Source organism: Arthrobacter sp. (assembly GCF_031179985.1).
Taxonomy (GTDB): Bacteria; Actinomycetota; Actinomycetes; order Actinomycetales; family Micrococcaceae; genus Arthrobacter.
The window spans coordinates 34,608-57,105 of sequence record NZ_JAPSHJ010000008.1 but is presented as its reverse complement, the minus strand read 5'-3'; the positions used below and the strand labels follow the sequence as shown (position 1 = coordinate 57,105).

Genomic DNA, 22,498 nt, shown 5'->3' with positions numbered 1-22,498 from the left:
GACATGTTGAACGTCATGGACACCGTTGAAGAGGCCGTTGCCGGAATCAAGGACGGCTCCACGGTGATGATTGGCGGGTTCGGCAACGCCGGGCAGCCGTTCGAGCTGATCGACGCCTTGATGGATTGCGGCGCGAAGGAGCTGACCGTGGTCAACAACAACGCAGGCCAGGGGGATCAAGGGCTGGCTCTGTTGATCAAGGAGGGCCGGGTCCGCAAGATGATCTGTTCCTTTCCACGGCAGTCTGACTCGTGGCATTTCGATGCCAAGTACAGGGCCGGCCACATCGAGTTGGAACTGGTACCGCAAGGGAACCTGGCCGAGCGCATCCGCGCCGCGGGGGCCGGGATCGGCGGTTTTTTCACCCCCACCGGCTACGGCACCATCCTGGCTGAAGGCAAGGAAACCAGGATCATCGACGGAAGGGGACAGGTTTTCGAGACTCCCATCCACGCCGACGTCGCCCTCATCAAAGCACTCAAGGCGGACGGGAAGGGAAACCTCGTGTACCGCAAAACTGCCCGCAACTTCGGGCCCATTATGGCCGCCGCCGCCCGGCACACGGTGGTTCAGGTGTCGGAGATCGTGCCGGTGGGCGGGCTGGACCCGGAGAGCGTTGTAACCCCCGGCATATACGTAAACAGCATTGTGAAGGTGGCCTGAAATGACTGTCCAGCCAAATAATCAGATTGGCCTTCAGACTGTGTCCATCAAGAGCAGGGAGAAGCCGCTGGGCCGCGACGACCTGGCGCGCCTGGTGGCACGGGACATCAAACCCGGATCCTTTGTGAACCTGGGGATCGGCCAGCCAACGCTGGTCTCCAACTACCTCCAGCCTGAGCAGGACATTACGCTCCATACCGAGAACGGCATGCTGGGCATGGGTCCGGAAGCCACCGGCGATCAGATCGACGGAGACCTCATTAACGCCGGCAAAATCCCCGTTACAGAACTGCCCGGGGCCTCCTATTTCCACCATGCCGACTCGTTTGCCATGATGCGCGGCGGGCATCTGGACATCTGTGTCCTGGGAGCTTTCCAGGTCTCTGCCGCGGGGGATCTTGCGAACTGGCACACGGGTGCCCCGGATGCCATTCCGGCAGTCGGCGGAGCGATGGACCTGGCAACCGGCGCAAAGGATGTCTTCGTGATGATGACCCTCCTGACCCGGGAGGGTGCGTCCAAGCTCGTGGAGACCTGTACGTATCCGCTCACAGGGGTGGGCTGCGTGACCCGCGTGTACACCGATATGGCCGTGTTCCTCACCGGACCCGACGGCGTACAGGTGCGCGAGACGTTTGGCTGCACCTTCGAGGAGCTCCAGGCACTGGTGCCCGTCCCGCTCGTGCCGGTTCCGCTTAAGGCGGCGCCCGCCGTCGGGCCCTAACTCCGCCAAGCCAATAGGATTGGTAACCATGACCAATCCAGCAAAGCAGCCACAGGCCAGCGACCAGTACGTTCAGTCGCTCGCTCGCGGGCTGGCCGTCATCCGTGCGTTCGACACCGACCATCCGTTGATGACCCTCACGGAGGTGGCAGCCCGCACGGGTCTGACGCGCGCCACGGCCCGCAGGTTCCTGCACACCCTCGTGGAGCTGGGATACGTTCGGACCGACGGCAAGACGTTCGGGCTCACGGCTCAGGTGCTGCAGCTCGGCTATGCCTACCTGTCAGGCCTGTCCCTGCCGCAACTTGCCCAGCCCCATCTGGAAGAACTGTCCCTCAAACTGGGGGAGTCGACGTCGGCTGCCGTCCTTGACGGGGCGGACATCGCCTACATCGCGCGGGTCACCACGCGCCGGATCATGAACGTCGGCATCACCGTGGGTACACGCTTCCCCGCCTATGCGACGTCCATGGGCCGCGTCCTGCTGGCGAGCCTGCCGCCGGCCAAGCTGCAGGAGTACCTGGCGGCGGCCGAAATCCGGCCCTTGACGCCGCGGGGAGTCGGCACCAAGCAGGAACTGCTGGGGGTGCTTGACACGGTCCGGGCCCAAGGGTGGTGCCTTCTGGACCAGGAGCTTGAAATGGGCCTGATGTCTGTCGCAGCGCCTGTGTATGACGGACCAAGCAAGGTAGTGGCCGCCGTCAACGTTTCCCTGCAGGCACAGGCCGTGGCGGCCCAACCCGACCCTGACGCTTACCTGGATTCTGTGCGCCAGGAGATCGTGGAGACCGCCAAGCTCATCTCGGCTGACCTTTCGGCCAAGCACTAGCTGCCCCGGCCACCCTGAGGGGTGGCTCACGGGACTACTTCCTGGTCTCCGCGAACATCCTTCGGAGCGTGAAAAAGCATCCGAGGGCACCGAGGAGCACAGCCACAAGGAAGTCCAGCTTGTAGGTTTCCACCAGGTCAGCGTTTGTCGTCAGGTTGTATCCGAGGAGCTCCCAGGCCTGAGGATCCAGGAGCATGGCAAAGGGAGATGCGCCGCCCATGAACTGAACCATGTCCAACCACATACCTCCCACGAACGAGACCAGGACAGTGATCAGTGTTACGGCTGCAACAACCCAGACACCATTCCGACTGAAGCTTCCGCTGCCCAGCACGTACATACGGGCTGCACCTGCGGCTGCCACAAAACCGACGATCGAGGCCATAAAGCCTACGTTCCACAGGATCAGCCAAAGGATGACGCCGGCAGGAATGGCGACAAGCGAAAACAACGTCCCACGGACCACGTCTTCCCTGGCTGCCTGGGGGGCGGGCGGTGCGGTCCTGCCTGGAATGACTCCCTGCTGGTACTCCCCATAGTTCCGGAGACCGGCAGTCTGCTCGTTTTGGAAACCGGAGGAGTGTTCAGCTGCAGCAGGGTCTTGAGGCAGCCTTTGTCCATACTGCGGGTGTGGCGGTGTGTGACCGGATCCCTGTTCCGGCCTGGTCGCTTCGAAGTCCGCGCGCTCCTGCATGGATCCCCCATATTCTCGGTGTTACCTCAACAAATTCCGCTCATTGTTCCACGCGATTTAGGACTTGGCGATGGGTAGTCTGGTACCAACGGATTGTGACGCGCCAACTCAGGGGACGGGTGCATGCTGGGCCTTCGAGGAACGGCAGCGGCACAGCCACCAATCCACTATGCGTCGATACCTCGAGCAGACCTTGGTCGATGATGGCTCTTATGCGGTTTCCATCGGGAAGGGGGATATGCACATCCCTGAACGCAGCATTGTCCGGGACATTGAGGATGAGCGAGTTTCCTGCATGCCTGATGGTTGCAACCGTCTTTTCGCCGGCCGTGAATTCAATGGCGGTCGGTTCTCCGGAGATCCAGGTGTAATCCGCTCCACCGGCCAACAGTGCGTCCGAGGATCCAGGATCATTGCCGGCTTGGTGCACTGAGACCGCGTAGGCTTCCAGATCCTGATGCGGGGTTGCAATCAGCGTGTCGTCCTCCAGCGTAAGTGTGTGGGGGACACTCAGCGCGCTGGCCCACTTCCCGTCCTGGCTGATGACCCCTCGGATCCAGAAGATCAGGGCTGGTTTTCCTTCCTTGTCGCGGAAAAACGAGGGAGCGTAGTATCCGGGACCGTATGTCAGCTGTTTCCAGGTGCGTGCCGTGAAGACGCCGTCACTGTAGGACCCCACGCCGTAGGCCACGTAGTGAAGGACGTCGTCCTCCCACACCGATGTCACCAGGACGTGGACGCCGTCAATTTCAAACAGCTGCGGGCACTCCCACATGGTTCCGGTCCAGGTCTGGTCCGTTTCCGGGGTCTGATCCCGTTCTGAACCGGGCCTTTATCCCGGTATGCCACGAGGTCCATTTTCGGCGCCTTAGTAACTGTTGTGGCCTTCGTCCAGTGGTTCCAGGTGTCGTCGTCGGGGATGGCTGAGCGGATGGTCCCGCGGGTAGGTCAGGAGGTGCGGCCAGGTCTGGCGAGGGGGGACAGAACCGCTACAGCCCCCGGGTGAATCCGGTGAGCAAGGATTCCCGGAGCGATTTGGGCGCACCTTGCCGCCGGTGGTCAGGGTCAGAGCGAGAACCGGGGACAGGCTCAGCGAAACTGTCCGAAATAGCCGCCAACCAGTCGCCGAACCGGGTGATGTCAGTGCCGGTGGAGGCTGCTACAGCATCACAGGCGAAGCCCACAGCGGTTGAACCATCATCCAAGAGTGTCGATCCCAGGAGCATTGGCTCCGGCAGCGCAGCCAGGAATCTGCCCATCGCAGCCTCGGACAGAAGCCAGCGCTCGGCCACCAGTTCCGCTCCGTTTTCGGAACGGTAAACTCCAGGCTTCGGGGGCTCGGTGCTCAAGGCGACCATCCGGTAACGGGCAGCCGTCCGCACAGGGCCGTCCCAATAGGCTCCGAGGTTCTCCAGCTCCGGAGCCAGGGGCTGGCCTTGCCGATGGGCGCCGACGACTACAAGGGGAACGGCGAAAGCGCCCGCCTGCAAAGGCCACGGTGTTCCCGCCTCGGCCGGTGCTGTTGCGCCGGAAGCGAACAGCTCCGGCGGGGCGGGGGTCGTTTCAATCCGCCGGGCGATATCCGCCACCACAGCGTCATCAAATGCCCTGCCGACGACGGTAACGCCGAACTGGTTACCTTCCACTTCCTCTGCCGGCACAGCCACGGCACACAAATCGAACAGGTTGCAGAAGTTGGTGTAGGTGCCCATTCGGCTGTTGACGGTCACCGGATCCGTTGCCACCTCCGCGAGGGTCGGGTGGAAGGGGGCGGTGGGAACCAGCAGGGCGTCGAACCCGGCAAGCCCTGCCATTGCCTCTTCCCGCAACTTCTCCAACCGCGCCACATCCGCTACATAGCGGTGGGCGGGCACGTCCCCGGCCGCCCGAATAATCCCGGCCACTGTCGGATCCAGGTTGGCCTCCGACCCGGAATTTTTTATGAAATCCCCGACGGCGGCATAGCGCTCGGCGACCAATCCGCCGTCGTACAACAGTCGGGCCGCCTGCAGGAAGACGTCGAACTCGATCGGCGTGGTTTGCACACCAGCAGCCTGCAACCTGGCCACCTGCCGTCCGAACGCCTCAGCCCATGCCGGGGGAAGCTCGGGCAAAACGGCAGGATAGGCAACCCGCGGGCGGGCAGGGGCCCCGAACCGGACATTAGCCGGCCAGGGGCGTGCATCCCCGGCCATCACGCCCATCGCTAGTTCGGCTGTGGTGAGTTCGCGGGCGAAGACCGTCACGGCGTCCCAGGAACGGCAAGCAGGCACGACGCCGGACGTGGACACCGCGCCAAGTGTCGCCTTGATTCCCACAATTCCCTGCAGCCCTGCGGGGACCCGACCGGAGCCGGCGGTGTCAGTCCCGATGGCAATGTCGGCTAACCCGAGGGCCACCGCCACGGCGGACCCTGAGCTCGAGCCACCGGAAATCCGCTCGGGCCGGCGTGAGTCTCGGACGGCGCCATAGGGACTCCTGGTGCCCACCAGACCTGTAGCGAATTGGTCCAGGTTGGTGACGCCCAGCACGATCGCTCCGGCAGAACGAAGGCGGGCTACCGCTGCGGCATCCTGTTTGGGGACGTAGGCAAAGCCGGGACAGGCCGCCGTCGTCGGGATACCAGCAACGTCCACGTTGTTTTTCACTGCAAGCAGGAACCCGGCCAACGGCAGGTGAGAACCACCGGCCAACGCTGCGTCGATTCCGGCGGCCTCAACAAGAAGCTCATCCTCGCTGCGAAGCATTATCCAGATTTCTGGCCGATCCACGGATTTGACGGCCGCCAGGGCTGCCCGAACACGCTCTGTAGCGGTACCTGTTGCTCTTCCGGGTTTGCTCATGCCACTGCCTCTTCCAAGTCCAGGGTGCTAAATTCATCGGCCACCACGAGCACCACCACAGCTTCGCCTGCCACCACCTGCGAACCCGCCTTCGATAGCACCTGCTGCACCACGCCGTCGCACGGCGCTGTCAGGACCGTTTCCATTTTCATCGCCTCGAGTGATGCCAAGGCCTGCCCCTGTTCCACCCTGTCCCCGACGGCCACGTCCACCTTCCAGACGCTCGCCGCAAAGGGCGCGGTAACCAGTGTCCCGTCTTCGGGTACAACCAGTTCTTCCGTAGGGAGCACGACGGCGGCCGCCGCGTCCGCGCGGTCAAACTCGCCGGCATCGGCCCAGGCTTGCCGCTCGACGGCGAAGGCTGCCGCCTGTCGCTTTTGGAAGAGGTCGATGGTGTCGTGGTGCTGTTCCAAGAAGGCCTCGTGCTCCGCCAAGGAGAACGTTCCCTCGTCGGTTTCCACCCCGCGTCCACGACCTGCCGCCATGTCAGCGCGCAGGTCCAGCAATTCCTCCGGACTGACCGGATACCAGGAGATCCGGTCGAAGAACCGCAGCAGCCACGGGGAACCCGGCTCGAACGGTGCAGCGTCCGTATACCGCGACCACACCTGGGTGGTGCGTCCCACGAATTGGTAGCCACCAGGGCCTTCCATTCCATAAATGCACATATACGCCCCGCCTATACCAACGGCGTTTTCCGGAGTCCACGTGCGGGCTGGGTTGTATTTTGTGGTGACAAGCCTGTGCCTTGGGTCTAATGGGGTGGCCACGGGGGCGCCCAGATAGACGTCCCCAAGTCCGAGGACGAGGTATTCGGCGTCGAACACGGTATCGAAAACGTCGTTCACAGAGTCCAGGCCATTGATGCGGCGGATGAATTCGATGTTCCAAGGACACCAGGGCGCGTCGTCACGTACCCCAGCCATATAGCGCTCAATCGCCTCCCGTGTGGCGGGGTCATCCCATGACAACGGGAGCCGGACGGTGCGGCTGGGGACGACCAGTTCGGAACTGGCCGGCAGGGCGGTTTCAATTTCCCTGACGAAACCGAGCAGCACCGGGGTCCGCAGGACCGATGGGTCCACCTTGATTTGCAGGGACCGGATTCCCGGCGTGAGGTCAAGGATTCCCGGCAGCCGGAGTTGTTCAATGTGCTGGTGCAGAGCGTGGACGCGGGCCCGAAGGCCGAGGTCCAACACCATGTCGCCGTATTCGACCAGCAGATTATCGTCGCCGGAGCGACGGTAGGTAACCGCTGGACGGCCTGGCCCCTCTGGTACCCGTCCCAACACACCGTCGTCGCCGTCGCCCGCCGCCAAGACGGTAGACCAATCTGAACCTCCCGGGAGGACCAACTGGCGGCCAGGTCCCAAATCCCTGAAGGAAGGGGCCTGGGCCGCATTGAGGGGTACAAATCGGACCTTGTCTCCCGGACGCAGCTGCCCCAGCTTCCAGCGGTCGGCCGTTACAACAGTGACAGGGCAGACAAAACCGCCCAGGCTAGGGCCATCGGGCCCGAGCAGGATGGGCGTATCCCCGGTAAAGTCGAGCGCGCCCACAGAGTACGCAGTGTCATGGATATTGGACGGATGCAGCCCGGCCTCGCCGCCGTCGCCCCGTGCCCACCGTGGCTTGGGACCCATGAGCCGGACTCCCGTACGGGCGGAGTTGAAGTGGACCTCGTATTCAGCGGCGTACAGCTCCTCGATGTCTTCACGCTGGAAGAACTCGGGAGCGCCATGCGGTCCCTCCACCACCATCAGCTCCCAGGAGGACGTGAAAACAGGCCTGCTGTCCGCTGGAACCGGGCGGTATTCCTGGGACGTTTGGGACGTTAAACCTTCGGCAGAACCCTGCACCGAGGCGGCTGCTGAAAGACCGGAAGAACCGGCGACGGAGCGCAGGACGTCGCCCATACGCAGCACCCGTCCACCGTGTCCGCCGAACTGGCCCAAGGTGAAGGTGGAGGCACTGCCAAGGTATTTCGGAACGTCCAGCCCGCCGTCGAACAGAATATAGCCGCGCAGGCCGGCTGTCTCGGCCGTGCCGACGTCGAGCGTACCACCGGCTTTCACCGTGATCGGTTCCCACAGGGGAACTGGTTCGTCGTCCACCGAGACCCGTACATCCGCTCCGGCGATGCAGACCGTCGTGTCGTGGGTGAAGTGCAAACGCGGCCCCGTGACAGTGAATTCGAGCCCCGGCGCGCCCTCGGCATTGCCCAAAGCGGTATTGCCCAGCCGGAAGGAGAGATCGTCCATGGGCCCGCTTGGAGGTACTCCCACCTGCCACAGACCTGTACGGCCGGGCCAGTCCTGAACACTGGTCTGCAGCCCAGGCCGCTCCACCGTGATGCGCGGCTCCGGGTCACCAACGCTATCCAGAGTTTCAGTGGAGTGCTCCGCCCGGCGGACGGTGTCCAAGGCAGTGACTGCTCTGAGCATCCCGAGGTTCGTCTCAATGCCGTCGACACGCGTGCCGGCAAGCGCCTGGGCAAGCTTATTGAAGGCTTCGTCGCGGTTGGCGCCGAAGGTGATGACTTTGCCCAGGAGGGGATCGTAGCTGGTGGATACCTCGGTGCCGGACTCCACCCAGGCGTCGACACGGACACCGTCGGCGCCCGCCCCGGCCGGAAACACCACGTTGGTAACGGTTCCCGCGCTTGGCTGAAAATTGCGGGCGGGGTCCTCCGCGTAAACACGGGCTTCCACGGCGGAGCCGGTGACCGGGATGCTGTCCGGCAGGCCCGTCAGGACCCCCGCTTCTACAGGCCTCTGTGCCAAGCGCAGCATCCACTCCACCAGGTCGACGCCGGTGACCGCCTCGGTCACAGGGTGTTCCACCTGCAGCCGTGCGTTGACCTCCAGGAAGGAAGCCTCCTGCCGTAGTGGATCGTAGACAAACTCGACAGTGCCGGCAGAACGGTAGTTCAAGGAAGCGCACAGGGCTCGTGAGCTGCGGTGAAGTTCTTCCCGCAGGTTCGCAGGAAGGTCAGGCGCCGGCGCTTCCTCCATTACCTTCTGATGGCGGCGCTGCAGGGAACAGTCGCGGTCGCCAAGGCTGACGACGCGGCCTTGTCCGTCGCCGAAGATCTGAACCTCAACATGCCGCGCATGCTCAACGTACCGCTCAGCGAAAACGCCGGCTGTGCCAAAACTGGATGCAGCCAGACGGGTAACGCGCCCATATCCTTCAGCCAGTTCGTCCTGGTTGCGGCAAACGGTCATGCCGATACCCCCGCCGCCACCTGTCGCCTTGAGCATCAGTGGGAAGCCGATTTCAACTGATGCCGCCACAGCCTCGTCCATGTTGGCCAGCAGGCCGGATCCTGCGATCATGGGGACGCCTGCGGCGCGCGCTGCGTCCCGTGCAGTGTGCTTCGTCCCAAAGATCCGCAACTGCTCCGGGGTGGGTCCGATGAACACAAGCCCCGCTGCCTCTATCGCCGCTGCGAAATCGGCGTCCTCGGACAGGAAACCATACCCGGGGTGGACGGCTCCGGCCCCGGTGGCCTCGGCAGCTGCCAGGATAGCGTCAACACGAAGGTAGGATTCCTTGGCCGGAGCGGGCCCCAGCAGCACGGCCTGGTCTGCAAGCTTTACATGGCGTGCACCCCGGTCCGCCTCGGAAAAGACCGCAACCGTACGCAGTCCCAGTTTGCGGGCGGAATCGATGATGCGGCAGGCGATCTCCCCCCGGTTTGCGATAAGGAGGGTGTCGAAGCGATTCTGTGATGGGTGCTGTTTGCTGTTCATTTTCCAGCCTCCGGCCGGGTGATGATCATGCGCACGGGGGTGGGGTTAAAGCCGTTGCAGGGGTTGTTGATCTGGGGGCAGTTCGAGATGAGCACCAGAGTGTCCATCTCAGCCCGGAGCGCCACACGCTTTCCCGGAGCGGAGAGTCCGTCCACAATGCCCAGGGCGCCATCCGGGTCCACGGGCACGTTCATAAACCAGTTGATGTTGGACACCAGATCCCTCTTGCCGAGGCCCCACCGGGAACCCTCGATCAGGAAGTTCTCCACGCAGGCATGCTGGTCCCGGGTGTGCTGCCCGTAGCGAAGGGTGTTCGATTCCTGTGAGCAGGCCCCTCCAATGGTGTCGTGCACGCCCACCTCGTCCGCCACAACGGTCATCAGCGGCGCTCCGGTCTCGGCCAGCAGCACGGAACCGGTGGTCAGGAAAATGGAGCGCTGCCTGGCGATTGTGGCGGGAGCGGAGTAGCGGACTGCTGTATCGGCGGCCGCATACAGCAGGCAGTCCACGGCCTGGTTTCCTTCGAGATCCACGATGGTCAGGATGTCTCCTGCCTCTACCACGGCGGACCACGGCCCCAGGGCATCCACATACTCATCAAGGACCACGGCGCCCGGCACCAGGGCGGTGATCCCGGCGTCGGGCCGGCTCGTTGATTGTTCCACTGCGGCGGTCATTGGGCGTTCCTAGCCTTGAGGTCGTGTTCGGAGTTGTTCAGCGCTTGCCGGTGTTCCGGGGTCAGCGGCCCGGGCAGCCTGCCGTCAGCAAGAGCGGCCAGGTCCTCTGGCGCCTGCCAGGCAACGATATCCACCGCAGTACCTCTGAAGGCAGGGCGTGGATCCAGCGGATGGGCGGTGTTGGCCAGGATCAGGACCACGTCCAGCTGCAGCAGGAGCTCGACGGCGGCCCCGGCCCCGGCGCTTCCTGTGAAGCGGATGCGGCCGTCCGGCTCCACAGTTATGCCCTTGAAGAAGGACAATGAAGGAGCCACGTCCCGCGGCCCCAACCCGTGCTTGAGGGCACCCAGGGTGAGGAGCTCGCGCCCGGCCGGCGAGGAGCTATGGACTGCGCCTGCGCCATACCGCGTGGTGTTTCCGGCGAGGCTGGTGGTACCTGTTAATGCGTCATGCCTGGAAGAGGTATCCGTCACAATGGTTGCCATGACGCGTCCGGCGTCGGAAAGCAGGGGATGTCCCGCTCCCGGGTAGGCCTGCCAAGGGACCTTGACGGTGTCGGCCACGTTTAGCCGCTCGTGCAACGCCCCGCTGCGGTACAGCAAGGTGTGGATGCAGCCATCGCCGAGGGTGTCGGTGAGGCGGATGCGCGTGCCGCGTGCGAGTGGCAGGGTGGTGTACCGGCCGAAGCCCAGGGATTCCGCCCAGGTGAGACTGGCAACAGCCTTTTCAGGCAATCCAGCAACGAGCCGTTCAGGAGCCGAAGCGGCTGGAACGTGGCGCATGGTCTCTGCGGTCCGTGAGTGCTGTGTCCGTGCATGGGCGCGGGCTCCGTCGGTGGTGGCTGTTCCGGCTGCCACCGTAGAGGCAACGGTGGGGTCAGCCGCCACTCCGGCGGCAGTTTCAATATTCGTTGTCATGGTTCCTGGTCCTGTGTTGTTGGTTCAGGGGGCGCTGGCTTTCCGTACCGTGCGGGGAGGTTCAGGCAGAGGCGCGGATCGAGCTCATGCGGCGCACCCAGATCCCGAGGAGCAGGACAACGCCAACCATCAGCGGCGCGGCGTAAAGCAGGATTCCGTTTTCTCCTGAGGGGTCGTAGACCTCCGGGCGCGGCCATGCCAGATTGACCACCATGACTGCTCCGTAAAGCACGGCAAGGATGTTTACGGGAAGTCCCCAGCGGCCCAGGGAAAACAGCCCGGAAGGTATGGTCTGGCCAACCCTGTCCCAGTCGCCACGGAGGCGGTTGATCAGCTGGGGGACCGTCACCATGAGGTAGGCGAGATACACCATGACGATGCAGACGCTGGAAAGCGTCGTGAAGAGTGCTGCGTTGCCGACGTTGATGGCCAGGACTCCGACGGCCAGGGCGCCGATGGCAATAGATGGCCACATAGGCGTTCCGCGGACGGGGTGGACCGATGAAAAAAGGTTGGAGGCAGGCAGCTTGCCGTCACGGGCCATGGAAAAGACGAGCCGCGAACCCGCCGTCTGAATGGCAAGCGTGCACACGAAGATGGCAACAGCCACGTCCACCAGCAGGACCTTGCCCCAAAAGGTGCCGAGGACCGCCGTCAGGACATAGGGGAGGCCCTCGGTCGCGAGCCGGCCGTCGTCGAGGCTTGGGGCCGCCATAAGGGCAGTGATGATCATCAGGGCGCCGCCGATACCCGAAATGATCAGGGCGGAGAGGATGGTGCGGGGAGCTGTGCGGCGCGGGTTCTTGGTCTCTTCCGAAAGCTCACCGGCGGAGTTGAAACCCACCATCACGTAGGCGGCCATCAGGCCGGAAACCAGGAAGGCCCCCACAGCTCCAAGGTCCGAGCCCTGCATCACAGTGGTGTCCATGATTACCTCTGGCCCCCGCTGGGCGGCGGTGACGAGGGCAAGGATGACAGCCGCGACTCCCACAATCTCGCAAGTGACACCAATCGAGTTCACATGCGACATCAGCTTGACTCCGCATGAGTTGATGATGGTGGTCACGACGAGCAGTACCGCTCCGAGGACAACGGCGTTTGCGGCGCCGGTGACGGTGTTCAGGGCGGCATCGCCCCCTACCACCTGGAAGCCTTCCCACAATTGAGGCAGCACCACTTGAAGAGCTATTGCTGCTGCTGCTGCCGTTACTACCTGGGCCAGGGCCATAAACCAGCCGGCGAACCAGCCCACTGTCTCGCCGCCGACACGCCTTGCCCACTGATAGACGGCGCCGGAAAGCGGGTAACGGGCAGCGAGTTCGGCGAAGTTCAATGCGACCAGAAGCTGACCGAGGAGCACCACGGGCCAGGTCCAGAAAAATGCCGGTCCTGCGAAGGAATAGCCGAACGCGAACAGCTGGAAAATAGTGGTCAGGATGGATACGAAGGAAAAGCCGGCGGCGAAGGAGGCGTAGCGGCCGAGCTTGCGGTGCAGCGAGGGCTCATAGCCCAGTGACGTGAGGTCAGCATCGTCCGCTCGGGCGGACGTGGGAACAACGGTGGATGTCATCGGGATCTCCGGGGGCTGGAACGGCGTTGGGGAGTGGTGCGTTCCGGCAAATGCAGCGATGGATCCGATGGCTGCTGAATACCGGTCAATTGATAGTTTTCCATCCGGACCTCCCGGATTCGTTTCGCCAATGTAAAAGGTTGATTGAGGGATTGTTTCCCGGGCATTTCGAAACACTCACCGATTTGGACCAGGCTCTCCAGGCGCCCCGCCGAGGCAAAAAGGAATGTAAGAATGAGTCGGTGACTTCAGCCGGACCGGGACGCCCCCGCAAGCAGCAACCATCGCGGCCCGGGGCAACCGCCCGTGATGAAATCCTCGACGCCGCTGCCGAGCTCTTCACGACCCACGGCTACGCCAACACTTCCACCCGCTCTATCGCCGATGCCGTCGGCATCCGGCAGTCATCGCTCTACCATCACTTCGGCACCAAGGACGATATCCTTGAGGAACTGCTGGCGGGCACGGTTTCCGGCGGCCTGGCATTCGCACGCCGAGTCTTTACTGAGTCCGCGGATAAGGAACTTCCCCCGGGGTCGCGGCTTCACGCCGTCGCTCTTTACGACGGCATGCAACTCTGCAATGCACGCTGGAACCTCGGAGTGCTCTACAACCTGCCGGAGGCGAGGGCCGAGCGTTTCAGCACATTCCGGGACGACCGCAAGGAGCTTCGGAACCTGTACCAACGCCTTGGCGCTGAGCTGCCGGAGAGCAGCTGGACCAACGACGTCACCCAGGCCGGGGAACTGGCATTCCGCCTGGTGGAGTCCCTGGTCAGTCTGCGGGCTGACGGCTTGGCCACCACAGCTTCACCTCACCAGACGGCTGACGCAGGCATCGTGCTCTGCGGCCTGGCGCAGAGCCTTCCCGCTATCCGGGTTCATAGCGCGGCACTCATTTCCAGCCTCGCATAGGGCCTTCCCAGCCAGCGGGGCCCGGCCGAAGCGCACATAGGAAGCACTTTCCCGCCAATCCCCAATTTGGGGGAATTACCTGCCTGTACACGCCAAGCGGACCCAAGGGGCCATAGACTCGTGCCAACCACGTGCAGCAGTGTTGCTCCGCAAGGCATCCGTCCACAGGCGAAGAGCCGGGAGGTCCGCCGCTGCACTCGTCGGAAGGGGAGTGACGGGTGAAGCTAGGAATACCCCGGGAACGCCGGGATGGAGAGCGCCGGGTGGCGGCGACGCCGGAAACGGTAAAGCAGCTGACGGGACTGGGCCTCGACGTGCTGGTAGAGGCGGGGGCCGGAACGGCTGCCGGACACAGTGACGACGATTACCGCCAGTCCGGAGCGCACATCATCCCCGAGCTGGGCCTTGCCGAACTGGATGTCTACGCACACGTGCGCCCGCTGGAACCGGCAACGGCGCAGAGCCTCAAACCTGGAGCAATCACGGTTGGTCTTGCCTCACCGTCATCGGAGCTTCCCACAGTCCAGGCGCTCGCGGCAGCCGGAGTGACCTCCTTCGCGCTTGAACTGGTGCCGCGCATCTCGCGGGCCCAATCCATGGACGCCCTCTCTTCCCAGGCCCTGGTGGCCGGTTACCGCTGCGTGCTTGAGGCGGCGATGCGTTTTCCCCGCTTTTTTCCGCTGTACATGACAGCAGCCGGGACAATCCCCCCGGCCCGCGTGCTGGTGCTCGGCGTCGGAGTGGCCGGGCTCCAGGCAATCGGCACCGCAAAGCGTCTGGGTGCGCGTGTTTCGGCCAACGACATCAGGCCTTCCTCGGCCGAGGAAGTCACGTCCATGGGAGGCACGTTCATCAAACTGGATCTGGAAACTGCGGAGGCCTCCGGAGGCTACGCCCGGGAGCTCAGCGCAGATCGCGGCGCCCTGCAACGCCAGCTGCTGGCCCCGCATGTGGCCCAGTCAGACGTACTGATCACGACGGCGGCAGTCCCCGGACGGCGTGCCCCTCTCCTGGTGACCCGGGAAATGGTGCAGGGCATGCGGCCCGGTTCCGTCGTCGTCGACCTCGCGGCTGAGTCTGGCGGAAACGTGGAGGGCTCGGTTCCCGGAGAGGATCTCCAGGTTCCCACCGCAGATGGCCAGGGAGCGGTCACCGTCGTGGGCATGAAGGATGCTGCATCAGCAATGCCGGCAGACGCGTCACGGCTCTATGCCAAGAATGTGGCGAACCTGCTGGCCCTGATGACAAAGGAAGGTGTTGTGGCGCCGCACTTTGAGGATGAGGTCCTGGCAGCTTCCTCCCTGACGCACGACGGCGTTGTGCGGCACGAGCCCACCGCCCAGGCGCTGCATCTGCTCGCCTTGGAGAACGCCCCCGCGCCCAACGCACCTTCGCGGAATGAGGGGGTGTCCTGATGGATCCGATCAGTTTGCTCACCATCACTGTGCTGGCGGTTTTTGTGGGCTTCGAAGTGGTTTCCAAGGTTTCCAGCACCCTGCATACCCCGCTGATGTCGGGGGCCAATGCCATCCACGGCATCATCCTCGTGGGCGCCATCATCGTTGCAGGCCAGGCCGCCGACCCCTGGGTGCTCGCGGTGGCCCTGTTGGCGGTAGTCCTGGCCACAGCCAACCTGGTGGGCGGTTTTGTGGTGACAGACCGCATGCTGGAAATGTTCCGCGGCCGTAAGAAACCCGGCCTGGAAAACACCGGCTCCGGGAACCGGGAGGTCCAGAAGTGATTCTCCTCGATCCGGTGTGGACGGCGCTGCTGTATCTCGCTGCTGCTGTTTTCTTTATCCTCGCGCTCAAGGGCCTCAATTCCCCCCGCACTGCGCGCCGGGGAAACCTCCTCGGCGCCTTCGGGGCGCTCGTGGCGGTGATCACTGTTTTCCTCTCGGCACGATTGGACAACATTCCGTGGATCCTGGGTGCCATTGCCGTCGGCACAGCTGTGGCGGCGCCCGTTGCCCGTCGCGTGCAAATGACCCAGATGCCTCAGCTCGTGGCCCTCTTCAACGGTGTGGGCGGCGGTGCCGCGGCGCTCGTGGCACTTCTGGAACTCGGGCATGCAGGAGAATCCTGGGTTCGCTTGGCGGTTGTCTTCACTTTGCTGGTAGGTGCCGTCTCCTTCGCCGGCTCGGCCATTACGTTTGCCAAGCTGCAGGAACTCATGACCACCCGGCCGATGGTGTTCCCGGGCCTGCCTGTGCTGATGGCCGCTGTGCTGATCGCAGCGCTCGGTGCCGCTACCGCCGTTGTACTGACCGGTTCGTTGGCGCTGGCGTTGATACTGATGGTGCTGGGCCTGGCTGCAGGCGTTTTGCTGGTGCTTCCGGTGGGCGGCGCGGACGTCCCCATCGTCATCTCGCTCCTGAACGCCTTCACGGGCCTCGCCGTCGCGGCCAGCGGCCTGGTGCTCGGCAACGTTCTTCTCCTCGTCGCCGGTACGCTCGTGGGCGCCTCGGGTACCATCCTCACCCGGGCCATGGCTGCAGCGATGGGCCGGAGCGTAGCAGGCATCCTGTTCGGGGCCTTCCGCGGAGGCTCGACGGCGGGTTCGACGACGGCGAGTGACCGGCCGGTGCGGTCCTCCAGTGCCGAGGACGTCGCTGTACTTCTCGGCTACGCGCAACGCGTGATCATCGTTCCCGGGTACGGCCTCGCCGTTGCCCAGGGGCAGCACACGGCAGCGGAACTTGCCCAGGCGCTCGAGGCCCGGGGCATCCAGGTGGACTTCGCCATCCACCCGGTAGCAGGGCGCATGCCCGGACACATGAACGTCCTCCTCGCCGAGGCCAACGTGCCCTACGAGTCGCTCAAGGAAATGGGCGAAATCAATTCGGAATTCAGGACGGCAGACGTCGCCTTGGTGGTGGGAGCGAACGATGTGGTCAACCCGGCCGCCAAGACTTCCTCGGGCTCGCCGATCTACGGCATGCCCATCCTCGAAGTCGCCGACGCGCGGCAGGTGGTCTTCCTGAAGCGCTCCATGCGCCCCGGTTTTGCCGGCATCGAAAATGATCTCATGTTCGAACCGCAGACTACGCTGCTGTTCGGGGACGCCAAGGAATCCCTCACCAAGGTGCTCGGCGCGGTCAAGGGACTCTGAAAGTCACGGCTTTCTGTGGCCTTCGCCTGAGTGGCCGCGTTTCAATCCTGGTGGTTGCCCCGGTCCCCCGTGAACTGAGTGGACACCGTGATGAGCACGCCGTCGGGATCATCCCTGATGGTGAGGCACAGTTCCCTGTCCACCACTGAGGCGTGGATGTCCTCGCTTCCCTCCGGAGCGAGCTGCTCGGCAAGCCTCGTTACTGCGCGGGCCATGGCCCGGCCCCAATCATGCGGGTCCCTGCTGTTCGCCTCGGCCTCTGCTGAAATGTTCTCCGCTTCGGTCATGCTCCGCCGCCTTCCGCATTGCTTTCGCGGCCCCCCAGGAGTATCCCGGACAGGCCGGAGTCTTCCATAACGTAGCCAGCCTATGGGTCGAAGGGGTGGAGCGTCCACGACCCCGCGCCGCTGCTGCCTATCCAGGTCAATCCCCGATACGATTTCAGTCCGGGGCCTTTCCCGTCGCCATGCGGCGAAAACGCCACTCTTTCAAGGACGCTATGACAGCCACTAACGCCACCCCCGCTCTTCGGGCAGCCGTCGTCATCAATCCTGCCAAATCTGTCGGCCCGGAGTTACGAGGCTCCATTTTCCGGCTGTGCCAGACCCAGGGATGGGCCGAGCCGCTATGGCTGGAAACCACGGTCGAGGACCCGGGGGAAGGCCAGACGCGGGAAGCGCTGGAAGCAGGAGTCGACGTCGTTATTGCCGCAGGCGGTGACGGTACAGTCCGCTGCGTGGCAGAGATCCTTGCCGGCAGCGGGGTTCCGCTGGGACTGGTGCCGCTGGGCACCGGGAACCTGCTGGCCCGGAACCTGGGCATCAACATCACGGATCCGGTGGCTGCCGCCTACGATGTGCTGAACGGCACCGTGCGAACGGTGGACGTGATCCGAACCAACCTGGACGGCTCCGCCGACCGGCAGGTTTTCCTGGTGATGGGCGGCCTGGGCTATGACGCAGCGATCATGGCGGACACCATCGATGTTTTGAAGGACAGGATGGGCTGGCTCGCCTATGTGGAAGCCGGCATCCGGAAGCTTCCGGGAAAGCCAGTGCGCGCCAGGATCAGCATGGACGGAAAGCATCCTGTGCGGCGGCGCATCCGCAGTGTCATGATCGGCAATTGCGGCAGGATCATGGGCGGCGTGGAGATATTTCCCGAGGCCAAGGTGGACGACGGCCTTTTGGACCTCCTGATCCTGGCGCCTCGCGGCCGCCTGGGGTGGCTGGGAGTGGTGGCAGGCATCTTCGGCCGGAACAAGCGCAGGAATACCTCGGTGGAGTACTTCCAGGGCAAGTCTGCCGAAATCACCTTGGAGCACGAACAGGAGTTCCAGCTCGACGGGGACCACGTCGGCACGGGCAAGCACCTGGCAGTAACCCTCGAGCCTGCCGCACTCAAGATCAGGATGATGAACGACTGAGGGCTAGCGGAAGCCCCGAAATAACCGTTCACGATGAATCCAAGTTGGCCGTGGCAACAGGCCGTCTGCGAACATTCATCTGGCCGTTCTGCCAGCCATCGCTGGCATCTACATCCTGGTCCGCTCTGCCGCCCTCAGTACTCGACGTCGTTGGGTAGCCCGCCTCGTGAGAGCAACCGGTTGGATCACCGGGATCTACGTCAGCCTGCTTTTCTCATACTTGGCGTTCGCGATGTTCCTGCTCACCCCGGGCACTTCGTACGGGTTGCAATCACCGAATGACGGAAGAAGCGCGCTGATCGTCGACAGGACATTCCTTCACGCCGGCGGGTTCACGATCTACGAGCCTCGAAGCTGGCCCGTATACGTGGAGGTAGGGTCGGTGGTTACCAATAACGCGCATGATCCGTTCCGCGAAGGGAACTACCGGGCGGCGTGGACCGAGCAAGGGCTCGAGCTGGAGTTTGTGTCCGATTACGTGAAACCCAACATGTTCGAACGCGAATTCATTGAGCTCCGGTAGCTGGCAAGCTCTCACCCTCACGATGCTCGTGCTCTTGGTCTTCTGGCAATAAAAAGCCTTGGTGGCCGGTCTCCCGGCCACCAAGGCCTAGCCGCCAAAGTCTGGCGGCAACCTTTATTCAGCGGTGCACCTGTTCTTAGCCGCGGGCTGTGGTGCGGGTTGCTGTCACCCCGCGCGCCAGGACAACACCCAAGGCGACCATGCCCAGACCCAAGATGAGGTGCAGCCAGTCGTCCGCGTCGTTGAACGGAACAAAGTTGGCGCTTGAATCATGCGGCACTACCAGGCCGTAGAGCCAGAGGATCAGGTAAAGAGCGCCGCCGCCGATCAGATAGTTCCGGGCTTGGGTGGCGCTGCGTGCCATAACGATTCCTGCCACACCGAACAGCAGATGGACGATGTTATGGAGGATGGAAACCTGGAAGATGCCCAGAAGCAGAGCCTCTGAACCGGGTCCCGCTGCTCCGAGGGCTGCGTAGTTGCTGGTAACACCGGGGATGAATCCCAGGATGCCCACCAGCAAGAACACTGCTCCAACCACCATTGCTGCCGTCTGGATGGTTGTCCGGCGACCTGTCTGGTTGGTATTTACCATGATGTTCTCCTGCCTTATACGGCAACTGTTTATCGGATGTTGCGGTGCAGGGTGCCACGTTCCGGTACGGCCGATCTACGTCGCATCCATGAGATACATCATAAGTATGCTTATCAAATTAGGGAAGTGGTTGGAGTAATGTTTTGAGCTCTACTTGACGGCCGATCTCGTGGGGCCATGGGCCAGAATTTCTGCCAGTTCAGCCAACCGGTGGGCGCGGGCGGATTCCGCAGGAGTGAAGGGTTCCCCAGGCCGGGAGAAAACAAGGGGCCCATGCCAGGCCGTCGGGATTTTCAATGCAGTGCCGGCAACCTGTGATCCGGAAAGGTCACCCCCGCTTCCAGCTTCTGCCGGTGGCGTGTTTCCTCGGGCAGGGTCGCCCGTACCGACCACATGTGCCCGCAGCAGTTCGGCAACTGCCAAAGGAAGCTCGGCCGGGTTTGCAGCGATTCGGGAGGCGAGGCTGAGGGCTTTGGTCTGGCCGTCAGCCATCGCCAGTGCCGTGGTGGGCCAGATATGGGGATGCCGTCCGCCGGCCTCCTGCAGAGCCGCCAAAATTTCGGTTTCTCCGAGGTTTCCCGGAGCCGAGAGCACAAATTCGTCGAGCACGCCGCCAGCGACGGGATGGACGTGAATGCTGAGGATGTTCGTATCCAGTCTGGCCAGGGCGCGGGTAACCTTCTGGAGCGAGCCCGGCTGGTCACGAAGCACGGTTCGTGCCCGCCACAGAGCCGGAGCCTCCACCAGCCGGCTACGGTGGCGAAGGGCGGGAGCATGGAGCCACTTCTTCAGGAGCCGGGCGGCAGACGGTTCAGCTACCCAGATCACCAGGAATGTAGCTGTGAAGGTCAGGACCAGGACCTTGGCAACGTAGGGCAGATGGGTTTCCACAACGGCAGCGTGCACCAGGAGCTCGATGGGGAGCATCACTGCGATGTTGGCCAGGGTCAGCCGGGCTCTAGTAGGTTCAGGCATCTGGCCGCAGACCTCGCAACTCAGATCAGCCGGGAGCGGGATGTTCACCTTTGGCTTCATAGGGCCATACTGTCCGCTGGCTGTTTCGGCAGTATTGCCCCTGCGTAAGGATCAGTGGACGGTTCCGCAGCCCTACGTCCGCCTCAGGCCTTTTGAGTGCCGGTTAGCGGGAGTTCTCGCTGCTGCGGTCAGCCTCGGCCATTTTCGTCAGCAGATCACGGATCTCGGCCAGAAGGGCGGTATCGGCCGGGATCGGTTCTTCTTCGGGTTCCTCAGTGGCAAGGCGTTGCTTGACCAGGGAGTTGATTCTGTTCATGGGGGCCACAAAGATGAAATAGACCACGGCGGCAGTAATCAGGAATGTCACTAACGCTGTGAGGACCCCGCCGATGTTCACGAATGTCTTTTCGTTTCCCGGCCAGATAGGGAAGCCCAGCCCTTCGGTCTCCACCCCGCCGGCCGCTGCAATGATCGGGTTAACAATGTTGGTGGTGAAGGCGGCAACCAGCGCTGTGAAGGCTGTACCGACGACGACGGCGATCGACAGTTCGATGACATTGCCTCGAAGAATAAAGTCTTTGAACCCTTTGAACACGCGACCTCCAGTTGTGCGTAAATACCTCGGAATCAACCGATAGAAGATACCACTGCGAGGAGGTTTTGCTGGGTTTCGGGGCTCATCCGAAATCCTTCAGCGGAAGGTGCGATGGCGCCCGACGAGAGCCGCTCCTGCCACCATCCCAGAAGAAAGTCCCCGGAGAAGTCACCGGTATTGAAACCGTAGGGCTGGTCGGTGAGGCTGAATACAATCATGAGCTCATAACAAGGAGCGTCGTAAGAGGCAGCGCCCTCAGGATCCCTCACAAAGTGCTCAAAGGATTGGGCGGTGGTCAAGTGAGAATACAGCCAGAAAATGAGGTCGTACATCGCGTATGACTGCTCATCGCCATGCAGCGCGAAGCTGCCCTTGTCCTCGACAATCCGACGTGCGAGGGCCCGCAGTATCCGCTCACCCTCGGGGAGTTGGCCCGAGGCCGCAGCCAATGCCGAGACGACGATCGGCGAAAGCGTTCCCCGCTCCACTGTCACCAAGGCCACCTTGCGCTCTTCCTGGGCGAAATAGTAGTCATCCTCGCCCACAAGCCCGCGGATAAGAGTGGCAAAATCCTCTGCCACGAACGTAATGCGATAACCGGCTTCCTGGTCGACGTGCACCACCTGCGGCTCGCCGCTTTTTCCACAGGAACGGTAGTCGAGCATGATCTGCTCATGGCCCGCACTGGGGGTGTCTCCAATACCAACGCCAATACGGGGATAGCCCCACTCGCTCTCCATATGGAGGGAACCCAGCGGCCCTACAACCGACCATTGCGCGGTCCGCCCCAAGGCGTACAGGCCCGTGATGACGATATGGTCATCAGCCCAACTTGTCGGATGATGCATGGGGTAAACGCACCTGTGCAACACGCCGCCGTTGTGGATCCGGGCCAGTTCGACATACGACGCCGGCAGCTTGTAACCGCCCAGTTCGGCCTCAACAGATGCAATCAACTCGTCACTTGGACGCGCCTCCTCGTGGTACTCGGGTGAGAAGTCGCCGTCGATCCACAACCCTCTGAGATCAGCGTCCGTGAACGCATGGCTGGGTGCTTTCGGTTCCCCGGGGCTGGTGCCTGCGGTCATCCTTTGGCGAGGGCAGTCTCGATCGCGTCTATGACCTCAGCTGAGTCGGGCTCAACGGTCGGAGCAAAGCGGGCCACCACTTCGCCGTCGCGATTTACCAGGAACTTCTCGAAGTTCCACTTAACCAGGCCGGGCAGCACACCGCTCTTGAATTTGGTCAGCTCCGCGTAGAGCGGATGCTGGTCCTTGCCGCGGACATTCGACTTCACGGTCAACGGGAAGGTCACCCCGAAATTCCGCTGGCAGAACTCGGCGATTTCGCTGTCGTTGCCAGGTTCCTGGCCGGCGAACTGGTTGCAGGGGACTCCAAGAACCTCAAAGCCGCCGTCTTTGAACTTTTCGTAGAGGGTCTCGAGCCCCGTGTACTGGGGGGTGAATCCGCAGTTTGAGGCCACGTTGACCACCATCACCACGTTTCCCGCGAAACGGCCGAAGTCGGTCTGGGTTCCGTCGTTCAGGGTGAGGGGGATGGAGTACAGGGATGTCACGGTGTTGGTCCTCGCAAAGTGGGTCTTACCGGAAATTCGTTGCCAACATCAGCGTACGGGCTCAGACTGGGGGTTTTCTGTCAGATACTGGATGCTGGAACGTCGATTAAA

The 22,498-nt window shown here is 63.0% G+C and carries 21 protein-coding genes and 1 pseudogene; 9 read left to right on the top strand and 13 right to left on the bottom strand.

Annotation, left to right across the window (positions count from 1 at the left end):
- Positions 1-3 precede the first annotated feature (3 nt).
- From RIN13_RS05845 to RIN13_RS05835, 3 genes are read left to right on the top strand one after another with little or no spacing between them, the layout of a single operon-like run.
- Positions 4-663: a 3-oxoacid CoA-transferase subunit A gene (locus tag RIN13_RS05845; protein ID WP_309106400.1), complete on the top strand. Its 660-nt coding sequence runs from the start codon at positions 4-6 to the stop codon at positions 661-663.
- Between the two features lies 1 nt (position 664).
- Positions 665-1,387 carry a 3-oxoacid CoA-transferase subunit B gene (locus tag RIN13_RS05840; RefSeq protein WP_375164728.1) on the top strand — a complete coding sequence of 241 codons (723 nt, stop codon included), beginning with the start codon at positions 665-667 and terminating at the stop codon, positions 1,385-1,387.
- Positions 1,388-1,415: 28 nt separating this feature from the next.
- Positions 1,416-2,216 carry an IclR family transcriptional regulator C-terminal domain-containing protein gene (locus RIN13_RS05835; protein ID WP_309106399.1) on the top strand — a complete coding sequence of 267 codons (801 nt, stop codon included), beginning with the start codon at positions 1,416-1,418 and terminating at the stop codon, positions 2,214-2,216.
- 34 nt (positions 2,217-2,250) lie between these two features.
- Here RIN13_RS05835 and RIN13_RS05830 read toward each other — a convergent pair whose 3' ends face one another.
- From RIN13_RS05830 to RIN13_RS05800, 7 genes and pseudogenes are all read right to left on the bottom strand, one after another.
- Positions 2,251-2,910 (bottom strand): hypothetical protein, encoded by a 660-nt coding sequence (locus RIN13_RS05830; protein WP_309106398.1) that lies wholly within the window; start codon positions 2,908-2,910, stop codon positions 2,251-2,253.
- Between the two features lie 40 nt (positions 2,911-2,950).
- Positions 2,951-3,703, bottom strand: a pseudogene (locus RIN13_RS05825) (hypothetical protein); the annotation flags it as partial.
- A 196-nt stretch (positions 3,704-3,899) separates the two neighbouring features.
- Positions 3,900-5,753, bottom strand: coding sequence for an allophanate hydrolase (atzF, locus tag RIN13_RS05820; RefSeq protein ID WP_309106397.1), 1,854 nt, complete (start codon positions 5,751-5,753; stop codon positions 3,900-3,902).
- Entirely contained in the window at positions 5,750-9,508 is a 3,759-nt protein-coding gene (gene uca, locus RIN13_RS05815; RefSeq protein ID WP_309106396.1) for an urea carboxylase, read from the bottom strand. The genes atzF and uca overlap by 4 nt, the downstream gene beginning before the upstream one ends.
- Complete coding sequence (locus RIN13_RS05810) at positions 9,505-10,185, bottom strand: urea amidolyase associated protein UAAP2 (protein WP_309106395.1); 681 nt, start codon at positions 10,183-10,185, stop codon at positions 9,505-9,507. The genes uca and RIN13_RS05810 overlap by 4 nt, the downstream gene beginning before the upstream one ends.
- Positions 10,182-11,102, bottom strand: a complete 921-nt coding sequence (locus RIN13_RS05805) for an urea amidolyase associated protein UAAP1 (RefSeq protein WP_309106394.1) — start codon at positions 11,100-11,102, stop codon at positions 10,182-10,184. Before RIN13_RS05805 ends, RIN13_RS05810 begins: the two co-directional genes overlap by 4 nt.
- Before the next feature lie 61 nt (positions 11,103-11,163).
- Complete coding sequence (locus RIN13_RS05800) at positions 11,164-12,672, bottom strand: amino acid permease (protein ID WP_309106393.1); 1,509 nt, start codon at positions 12,670-12,672, stop codon at positions 11,164-11,166.
- Positions 12,673-12,914: 242 nt separating this feature from the next.
- Between RIN13_RS05800 and RIN13_RS05795 the strand changes: the two genes are divergently transcribed.
- The 4 genes from RIN13_RS05795 (at position 12,915) to RIN13_RS05780 (ending at position 16,697) form a co-directional block, all read left to right on the top strand.
- Positions 12,915-13,586: a TetR/AcrR family transcriptional regulator gene (locus RIN13_RS05795; RefSeq protein WP_309106392.1), complete on the top strand. Its 672-nt coding sequence runs from the start codon at positions 12,915-12,917 to the stop codon at positions 13,584-13,586.
- 218 nt (positions 13,587-13,804) lie between these two features.
- Complete coding sequence (locus RIN13_RS05790; RefSeq protein WP_309106391.1) at positions 13,805-15,001, top strand: Re/Si-specific NAD(P)(+) transhydrogenase subunit alpha; 1,197 nt, start codon at positions 13,805-13,807, stop codon at positions 14,999-15,001.
- A complete protein-coding gene (locus RIN13_RS05785) occupies positions 15,001-15,327 on the top strand; it encodes an NAD(P) transhydrogenase subunit alpha (RefSeq protein ID WP_309106390.1) in 327 nt (108 codons plus the stop codon). The genes RIN13_RS05790 and RIN13_RS05785 overlap by 1 nt, the downstream gene beginning before the upstream one ends.
- Positions 15,324-16,697, top strand: a complete 1,374-nt coding sequence (locus RIN13_RS05780) for an NAD(P)(+) transhydrogenase (Re/Si-specific) subunit beta (RefSeq protein ID WP_309106389.1) — start codon at positions 15,324-15,326, stop codon at positions 16,695-16,697. The genes RIN13_RS05785 and RIN13_RS05780 overlap by 4 nt, the downstream gene beginning before the upstream one ends.
- 41 nt (positions 16,698-16,738) lie before the next feature.
- Here the strand turns inward: RIN13_RS05780 and RIN13_RS05775 are convergent, their stop codons facing one another.
- Entirely contained in the window at positions 16,739-16,984 is a 246-nt protein-coding gene (locus RIN13_RS05775; RefSeq protein WP_309106388.1) for a hypothetical protein, read from the bottom strand.
- 212 nt (positions 16,985-17,196) lie between these two features.
- On the opposite strand from RIN13_RS05775, the gene RIN13_RS05770 reads away from it, so the two are divergent.
- The gene (locus RIN13_RS05770) at positions 17,197-18,123 is read left to right on the top strand and encodes a diacylglycerol kinase family protein (RefSeq protein WP_309106387.1); all 927 of its coding nucleotides are present in this window, start codon (positions 17,197-17,199) and stop codon (positions 18,121-18,123) included.
- Positions 18,124-18,289: 166 nt separating this feature from the next.
- Complete coding sequence (locus RIN13_RS05765) at positions 18,290-18,646, top strand: hypothetical protein (protein ID WP_309106386.1); 357 nt, start codon at positions 18,290-18,292, stop codon at positions 18,644-18,646.
- Between the two features lie 136 nt (positions 18,647-18,782).
- Here RIN13_RS05765 and RIN13_RS05760 read toward each other — a convergent pair whose 3' ends face one another.
- The 5 genes from RIN13_RS05760 to RIN13_RS05740 all read right to left on the bottom strand — a co-directional run bounded on the left by RIN13_RS05760 (position 18,783) and on the right by RIN13_RS05740 (position 22,387).
- The gene (locus RIN13_RS05760) at positions 18,783-19,241 is read right to left on the bottom strand and encodes a DUF4383 domain-containing protein (RefSeq protein WP_309106385.1); all 459 of its coding nucleotides are present in this window, start codon (positions 19,239-19,241) and stop codon (positions 18,783-18,785) included.
- A 150-nt stretch (positions 19,242-19,391) separates the two neighbouring features.
- Entirely contained in the window at positions 19,392-20,276 is an 885-nt protein-coding gene (locus RIN13_RS05755; protein WP_309106384.1) for an ACT domain-containing protein, read from the bottom strand.
- Positions 20,277-20,379: 103 nt separating this feature from the next.
- Complete coding sequence (mscL, locus tag RIN13_RS05750) at positions 20,380-20,811, bottom strand: large conductance mechanosensitive channel protein MscL (protein ID WP_309106383.1); 432 nt, start codon at positions 20,809-20,811, stop codon at positions 20,380-20,382.
- Between the two features lie 32 nt (positions 20,812-20,843).
- Positions 20,844-21,899, bottom strand: coding sequence for an SMI1/KNR4 family protein (locus RIN13_RS05745; RefSeq protein ID WP_309106382.1), 1,056 nt, complete (start codon positions 21,897-21,899; stop codon positions 20,844-20,846).
- On the bottom strand, positions 21,896-22,387 hold the full coding sequence (locus RIN13_RS05740) for a glutathione peroxidase (protein WP_309106381.1): 492 nt from the start codon (positions 22,385-22,387) through the stop codon (positions 21,896-21,898). The genes RIN13_RS05745 and RIN13_RS05740 overlap by 4 nt, the downstream gene beginning before the upstream one ends.
- Between the last annotated feature and the right edge of the window lie 111 nt (positions 22,388-22,498).